Source organism: Aeromonas sp. QDB39 (assembly GCF_027707585.1).
Taxonomy (GTDB): Bacteria; Pseudomonadota; Gammaproteobacteria; order Enterobacterales; family Aeromonadaceae; genus Aeromonas; species Aeromonas hydrophila.
Genome location: NZ_JAPCIV010000077.1, coordinates 1 through 7,301 on the forward strand (window position 1 = coordinate 1; position 7,301 = coordinate 7,301).

The following is a 7,301-nucleotide window of genomic DNA, read 5'->3' on the forward strand; positions in this document are numbered from 1 at the left end:
TTGAGGAGGCGCATATTACGCTTCTCACTTCGAAAGTCAAGCGATTGTTTTCGCTTTTCTTTCGGCGCCCACTTCACAAGGAAGCTGGCTCATCAGGTTGGCGTGTTCCGCCGTGCTGGTAGGGGCGCATTATAGGGAGCCGCGCCGCGATGACAAGGGGAATTTTGCAAAAATGCGTTCGTTTGCTGAAAAAGCAGGCTGAAGCCTCTAAAACAAGGGCTTCAGCCTGCTTTCACGCCGCTTTTTTGCTCAATTCTTCGCTTTGCGCCTGGATATAGTTGACCCAGCTGGTCGCTCGCTGCTGCCAGTTATCCTGCTGCTGCAGTTCACGGGCCAGCTCCAGCGCCTGTGCATACTGCTCTTTATTGAGATGTGCCTGCACCAGCAGTGCCTTGGCGCGATTACCTTGCTCGCCTTTCACCGACTTGATAGCCGCGAGCTGGGTCATGGCCGCATCCGTTCTGCCTTGTTGCAACAGCAGCTCGGCGGCGCGCATGGCCGCCTTGGGTTGGGCATGCTCGCGGGCGAGCAGCTGCCAGCTGTCAACGGCCTTCGGCCACTCGCGCGCCCCTTCCCACAATTGAGCCAGCAGTTGCTGATTCTCGGCGCTCTGTTTCATCTGTCCCTTCGCCATGGCCGTTTCCAGCAGACGGGCACCGCGATAGGGCAGTCCCTGCCAGGCATAAAGACGGATCAGCTGGTTGCGGGTGGCGGCATCATCCATCAACTTCCTGTCGATGGCGGTTTGCAGCAGTGCCAGCGCCTGATCGCCGCGCTTGGCGGAGAGGTTGAGCGACACCGCCTGCTGCCACCACTTGCTCTCTGTCGGCTCGTGGCGGATCAGCTCTGCGGCCTGATCGGCCGCCACACCGTAGCGCTGCAATGCGGTGAGGGCCGAGAGGCGGATGATCGCAGCCTGCTTCTGCCAGCTCTTCTTCAACAGCTGTTCACTCTGGCTGGCCGCCTCACCGTACTGCTTGTTGTGGTAATAGAGGCCGGCCAGGCGCAGGCGCAAGGCATCGTCAGCCTTGATGGCCAATGCGGCCTTGTAGCTGGCGATGGCACCGGCCCAGTTGGATTGCTGGGCCTGGATGTCACCGCGCAGCCGCAACAGTTGCAGCTGTTGCTGCTCGGGCCACTCTTTATAGGCCAGCGCCTGTTCCACGTAGCGGCTGGCCTGCGCGGTCTGCTGCAGGTTGGCGGCCAGGGATGCCTGCAACTGAGCCAGCCAGGCACGCTCCGCCTCGCTATTTGGTTTGAGGCCGGATGCCTTGCTCTGGGCCTGTTGCCACTGGCCGGATTGATAGAGCTTCATCACGGGCTCCAGCTGGCGGGAGAAATGAGGGCTCACCTCCATCGCCAGACAGGCTTGGCTGACCAGGGCCAGCACACAGATCCAGATCCGCAACATAGTTATGACTCCAGTTTGAATTTGAGCGTGATGACTTGCACCAGCTTGTCGGTGGCGCCCGGTCTCGGCTGGTAGCGCCACTTGTTGATCGCCTGAATGGCTGCCCGCTCGAACTGACGCTTCGGCTTGGCCTCGACCACTTCCACATCCTGTACCCGGCCGTCGGCATCGACGCTGAAACGCAAGGTCACCGACCCTTCGATGCCGGCCTGCTGGGCCCGATAGGGATAGACAGGCTCGATCCGTTGCAGCGGCATCAACATGTCACCGGCGCCGATCCCGGCCCCCTGTTGCTGACCATGGAAGTTGCCGCTCGCGACCGGGCTAGGGCTGGTCGCAACGCCAGGGGCATAGACCTGCACCGCGCTGAGGCTGGAGACCAGATCCAGGCTCGGCTGCACCGAGGGCAGCGGGGCCGCCGCAGGCATAGGCAACGGCGTCGAGGCCAGCGCGGCAGGCGGCTCCGGCAAGGGTTCCGGCTCCTGGGGTACCGGGCGCTCGCGCACCTGTACCTCGGTCACCTCGCTCTGCATGTTGATGACGATGGATTTCTGCTCGGCGCTCGCCTTCTCCCCTCTGGGCGGCTCCACCAGGGTGGCCATGAACAGCAGGATCCCCAGACTGAGGGCAATCCCCAGTCCCAGGCTCATCAGCTTGTATTTCATTTCGGTGCCACCGCCACGGCGATGTTGGCGATGCCTGCCGCCTTGGCTTCATCCATCACCCGCACCACCTTGCCGTGGGGTACCCGCTCGTCGGCCTGGATCACCAGGCTGGCATCGGGCTGTTCCGCCAGCAGGCGGGCGACGCTGGCCTGCACCCGCTCCACGTCGATCTGCTTGCGGTCGAGGAAGATCTGCCCCTGGGCGCCGATCGCCAGCATGATGCTGGAGGACTTCTGCGCCTTGGCCTGACTGGCCTGGGGCCTGTGCACCTCGAGCCCGGCTTCGCGCACGAAGGAGGTGGTGACAATAAAGAAGATCAGCATGATGAACACGATATCCAGCATGGGGGTCATGTCGATCTGCACTTCGTCACGCTGGCGTTTGGATTGCCGTCTCATTGCATTACCTTCTCTTCTCGCAGGCCGTCCCGGGTCTTGGCCAGCGCACGCTTGGCCTGGCTCTCGAGCCGGCTGAGTAACAACACGCCGGAGAGCGCGACCACCATGCCAGCCATGGTGGGGATGGTGGCGCGGGAGATCCCGCCCGCCATGCTCTCCGGGTTAAAGCGGTTGGCCGCGGCCAACGCATCGAATACGCCTATCATGCCGGTCACGGTACCCAGCAACCCCAGCATGGGGCAGAGCACCACCAGGGTGCGGATGAAGATCAGATGACGATTGAGCTCAAGCTCGGCCTCGGCCAGCCAGCGCCCGCGGATCGCCCGAGCGTGCCAGCTGTGGCGCTCGCTACGGGCCTGCCAGCGGCCAAGCAGCTGGCGCTGCAGCGGGGCAAACCCCAGGTTGAGGTAGAGCAGCCGCTCGATCATCAGAATCCACATCAGCACCAGCAGAGCCAGAATGACCCAGAGCACCGGGCCGCCACGGCCCATGAAGCTCTGCAGCTGTTGCCAGATGTCGAGCATCATGCCGCCCGCTCCATCCCGTCACGGTTGCTTTCGGCCCGCTCGGCCAGAATGCCGGCCACCTGCTGCTCCAGCACGTTGGAGAGTTCGGTGAAGCGGGATTGCAGCAGGCTGTGGGCCAGGATCAGCGGAATGGCCGCCACCAGACCCTGTACCGTGGTGACCAGCGCCATGGAGATACCGCCTGCCATGATCTTGGGATCGCCGGTGCCGAACTGGGTGATGGCCTGGAAGGTGCCGATCATCCCGGTCACGGTGCCGAGCAGGCCCAGCATGGGGGCGATGGCCGCGATCACCTTGACCATGCCGATGCCGCGCTCCATGCGAGGGGTCTCCTGCAGAATCGCCTCGTCGAGACGCAGCTCGAGGGTCTCCATGCTCAGCTCGGGATGCTTGTCAGCTACCGTCAGCACCCGACCGAGGGCGTTGTCGGCATGATATTCACCGCTCTTGAGTTGGCGACGAACCCGACCCAGTTCGCGGGAGAGGCTCCACAGCCTCACTCCGGCGATCCCCAGGCCGATGGCGGCCAGCAGCACGATAATGGCGCCAACCTGGCCGCCCTGCTGGACTTGCTGCCAGAAGGTGGGGGCTTGCGCCAACATCTCCAGCAGGGTGCCGTGGGAGGGGTCCAGCGGCAGCGCTTCCCCCTCCTGCCCCTGATAGGCGGCCGTGGCGGAGAGCACGCTGCCGGGCAGACCCAGCACCGGGCTCAGGCCTTCGGCAGTGGGTTGCAGGAAGCCTGCGCTCCCCAGCAGGGCGAAGCTGCCGACACGGGTCAGCGGCTGCTCGCTGGCAGCCCCCTGGGCATCGAGCACCTTGCCGTCGAACTGGGCAACCCGGCCCGATTCACGGATCTCTTGCAGCAGGGTGGCGGGCAACAGGGCGAGGGCGGCGCGATCCGGCACCTGCTTCTCCTGCGCCATGGCCTTGAGCGGGGCGAGGCGATCTGGGTACTGGCCCTCGACGGCGGATTCGCTCAGCAGCTTGACCGCATCGCTGGCCCCCTGACGGGTCACCGCGAAGATCTCGTTCATGTCGCCGGAGGCCTGCTCCCACTGGGCATTGAGCTCCACCAGCTGCTTCTCGTTGCCGGCAAACTCGGCCGCCAGATGTTTGCTAAGGCTCTGGGCCGCTGCCAGTTTGGCACGGGCACTGTTCAGCTCCTTGGAAACGGATGCCAGATCCTGCTGGGCCTGCTGCTCACGAGCCTGCTCCTGCTGCTGCCAGGCTTCATCGGCAACGGCAGTGGTGGTGCCCAGAGAGAGGGCGATGGCGAGGGGGAACCACTTCATGGTGATGCTCATGATTGGGCCTCCTGACCACGGCTGACGGAAAGGGGGACATTCAACAACTGGGGAACCTTCTTGTCGGCAGCCATCTCCAGCGCCTCGGCGATGGGAGAGAGCCACTGGCTGTCGAGAGCCTGCCATTGCTTGCTCTGCGCAGACCAGCGCCACGCCTGGGAGCGATCGGCGGTCATCGCCAGCAGGGAGACCCGGCCCACCGCCAGCACGTCGACTCGGCGCGATGCGCCGTCCAGCTCCAGCTCGGCAGAGTAGCTATCCAACCGGCTGCCATATTCGGCTTCGATCTGGTAGGCCTGCAGCAGCTGGCGGAACTTCTCCGCCTCGCTCACATCGGCGCGGGCCAGGGTGGCCTTCAACTGTTCAACCCGCGCCAGGCGATCTTCCTTGCGCAGCGGCATGTCGTTTTGCACCAGCAGCTCCAGATCGGCCTGCATCTGCAGCATCAGCGGGATCAGGCCCTGCCGGGTCTCCTGTACCGCCTCCAGCTGCTGACTCAGTTTGCCCAGCTCATTTTGCTGATCGGCCACCAGAGACTGCATGTAGCGGTTGTAGGCTTCCAGATCACGCAGTTGCAGCTGGGCATTTTGCAGCTCCAGCCGGGCGGCAACGGCCGCATCGGCGGCTTTTTCCACGCGCTGCTGGGAAGCTTTCCCGGCGGCGATGCTGTTTTTCAGTGCCGGTGCGACCAGCTCGTCGGCGCCAGCAGCGAAGTGGACTGACAGTGGCAACAAGGCCAAACCCCAAAACTTATTCATGATATAAATCTTAACAATGATAACTATTCTCATTGTCTCAAAGAGTGGGGGCAGTGGCAATCAGATGATTTTGTTGGCCTTCGGCCGAAAAAACAGGATAATTTTTAAGCAAGCACGGGAGTCACTGGCGTTGGTTCTCACCACACCAAATTAATAAATAAAAAATATCTTTTCGATCAATGTGATAGAGATCGAAAAAGGAGAAGTTCATGTTCAACGATGCGATCTGGGAACACATCGATCGGTTCACCAAGGCCAAGAAGACCAGCGACATCCAGCAGCAGCTGGAGCGCTTCAGTCATCAGATGGGCTTTGATTACTTCCGTTTGCTGATTATTTTCCCCATCAGCATGCAGAAATCCCATGTGGCGTTGTTCAACAACTGCCCCACCAGCTGGTTTGATGCCTATTCGGAGCGGCACTACCTGACCCAGGACCCGGTCGTCTTCCTGGGGCTGAAGCAGACCCAGCCCATCTTCTGGAACAAGCTCGACTGCGACTCTCCGTGGCTGCCCAGCGCCAGCCGGGAGGTGATGAACCTGGCCGCCGACTTCGGGGTGAGAAACGGCGTCTCCTTCCCGCTGCACACGCCGCAGGGGGAACACGGCATCCTCTCCTTCATCAGCAAGGAGAAGTCCAATTCCGATCTGATGTTTGAAAACGTTCCCTTGCTGTCGTTCTGCGCCAGCTACATCTTCAACTCGGCACTTCAGCTGATAAAGAGCAGGCCGGATCTGATGAAGTACCTGACCGAGCTGTCGGATCGGGAGAAGGAGTGCCTGTTCTGGGCCAGCGAGGGCAAGACCTCCTGGGAGATCGCCACCATCCTCGGCATCAGCGAGCGGACCGTGAACTTCCACCTCAATCAGGTCACCAACAAGACCGACTCGAAAAACCGCAACCAGGCGATCGCCAAGAGCATCTCCAGCGGCATCATAGTGCCCTCGCTGGACGACGTGACCATCACCAACCTGCGGCTGTCATAACGGCCACCGAGCCAGACAAACAAAAAGAGCCGCAATGCGGCTCTTTTGTGGGCGGACAAAATAGTTGGGAACTGGGAGGGGTGGAAATGGAGTTTTTAAGGATTATTTAGGGAAGAGTGACAAAATAGATGGGAACTGGGTGTAGCGTCGTAAGCTAATACGAAAATTAAAAATGACAAAATAGTTTGGAACTAGATTTCACTTATCTGGTTAACTAATCTAGCTAACCTGCCGCTCAGCTTAGTACGATCCTATATCCAACTGATCATAATCCTTTCATCAGTATCCCAAATTAAATCCCCCTCCTAGACTGCCTCACCAACACTTTACAGTGATCCCGTATTTCCGGACAGGTGATTGATTTTTTTCGCTTGTACAGGTGTTAAGCCACAGTTATCTTGATGTGGACATTATGCATTGTAATAGCCCATTAACATGCGCTAAGAGCATAAATTAATATACAGTAACAAGCATTACGAGGTGCTAATGTTTGGAAAGCAGCCTCTTCCAACTACAATAATAAGTTAACTATCCTCCACCCACAAATAATTACAAATGACCCCTTTCCGCTATAACTCCGATCTCACCAGCGGCTCGCTACAAACCCGAGAGTGTCGCATTATTACTGGCTTGTTACTCCAAGAGCTTGATGAAGCTGCCTGGGATAAAGCCATGTATAAGGAAAATGTGCTTCAGAAACGCACGCAATCTACGGTAAGACGTATTTCTTCAGCGCTTAGAAAACGCCTAGAACACCTAAGCTCTGACTTTTGGGCTTTTGCGTTTTTATGTTAGGCATTGTCTGGCAACTGGAGGAAGTGTAATGACCATGAATGGTCACTGTGATTGACAGTATCTTGCTTAAACTTATCTGAACAATGGTAGAACTGGCTCATATTTATCCCCTCTATGATTGTTTATCTTTTTCACCATAAAAAGTATCAGGGGCTACTCAGGGCTACATAAAGATATTTATCTACTTTTACTGATTGATAAGTAGCATCAGTCCATCCGCAGGACTGGTGGTGCCGGCAAAATGCTGACCCAACACATGCGTATAGATTTGCGTGGTCTTAACATCGTTATGCCCTAAGAGTTCTTGCACAGTGCGAATATCACGCCCCGCTTGTAATAGATGCGTAGCAAACGAGTGACGAAATGTATGACAAGTGACACGGTAATCCCCCCGAAAAACCAGGGTGCTCATAAGTAGAATTTTCCCGTACCTTGAACGCAGGAGGTTCTACATGAA

The 7,301-nt window shown here is 58.8% G+C and carries 8 protein-coding genes and 1 pseudogene; 2 read left to right on the plus strand and 7 right to left on the minus strand.

Features of this window, described 5'->3' with window-relative positions; all coding sequences use genetic code 11:
* Positions 1–232: 232 nt before the first annotated feature.
* The 6 genes from PG899_RS23375 to PG899_RS23400 are packed head-to-tail and all read right to left on the minus strand — an operon-like array spanning position 233 to position 5,063.
* Complete coding sequence (locus PG899_RS23375; RefSeq protein ID WP_179101424.1) at positions 233–1,411, minus strand: tetratricopeptide repeat protein; 1,179 nt, start codon at positions 1,409–1,411, stop codon at positions 233–235.
* A gap of 2 nt (positions 1,412–1,413) precedes the next feature.
* The gene (locus PG899_RS23380; RefSeq protein ID WP_077096315.1) at positions 1,414–2,076 is read right to left on the minus strand and encodes an energy transducer TonB; all 663 of its coding nucleotides are present in this window, start codon (positions 2,074–2,076) and stop codon (positions 1,414–1,416) included.
* A complete protein-coding gene (locus PG899_RS23385) occupies positions 2,073–2,474 on the minus strand; it encodes an ExbD/TolR family protein (RefSeq protein ID WP_011707897.1) in 402 nt (133 codons plus the stop codon). The genes PG899_RS23380 and PG899_RS23385 overlap by 4 nt, the downstream gene beginning before the upstream one ends.
* Positions 2,471–3,001, minus strand: coding sequence for a MotA/TolQ/ExbB proton channel family protein (locus PG899_RS23390; RefSeq protein WP_005307253.1), 531 nt, complete (start codon positions 2,999–3,001; stop codon positions 2,471–2,473). Before PG899_RS23390 ends, PG899_RS23385 begins: the two co-directional genes overlap by 4 nt.
* Positions 2,998–4,305, minus strand: coding sequence for a MotA/TolQ/ExbB proton channel family protein (locus PG899_RS23395; protein WP_077096316.1), 1,308 nt, complete (start codon positions 4,303–4,305; stop codon positions 2,998–3,000). The genes PG899_RS23390 and PG899_RS23395 overlap by 4 nt, the downstream gene beginning before the upstream one ends.
* Positions 4,302–5,063: a DUF3450 domain-containing protein gene (locus PG899_RS23400; RefSeq protein ID WP_179101425.1), complete on the minus strand. Its 762-nt coding sequence runs from the start codon at positions 5,061–5,063 to the stop codon at positions 4,302–4,304. Before PG899_RS23400 ends, PG899_RS23395 begins: the two co-directional genes overlap by 4 nt.
* A gap of 209 nt (positions 5,064–5,272) precedes the next feature.
* Between PG899_RS23400 and PG899_RS23405 the strand changes: the two genes are divergently transcribed.
* Complete coding sequence (locus tag PG899_RS23405) at positions 5,273–6,049, plus strand: helix-turn-helix transcriptional regulator (protein WP_016352388.1); 777 nt, start codon at positions 5,273–5,275, stop codon at positions 6,047–6,049.
* Positions 6,050–6,604: 555 nt separating this feature from the next.
* Positions 6,605–6,844, plus strand: a complete 240-nt coding sequence (locus PG899_RS23410; RefSeq protein ID WP_001353740.1) for a BrxA family protein — start codon at positions 6,605–6,607, stop codon at positions 6,842–6,844.
* 187 nt (positions 6,845–7,031) lie between these two features.
* On the opposite strand, the pseudogene PG899_RS23415 reads toward PG899_RS23410, so the two are convergent.
* A pseudogene (locus tag PG899_RS23415) lies at positions 7,032–7,226 on the minus strand (tyrosine-type recombinase/integrase); the annotation flags it as partial.
* Between the last annotated feature and the right edge of the window lie 75 nt (positions 7,227–7,301).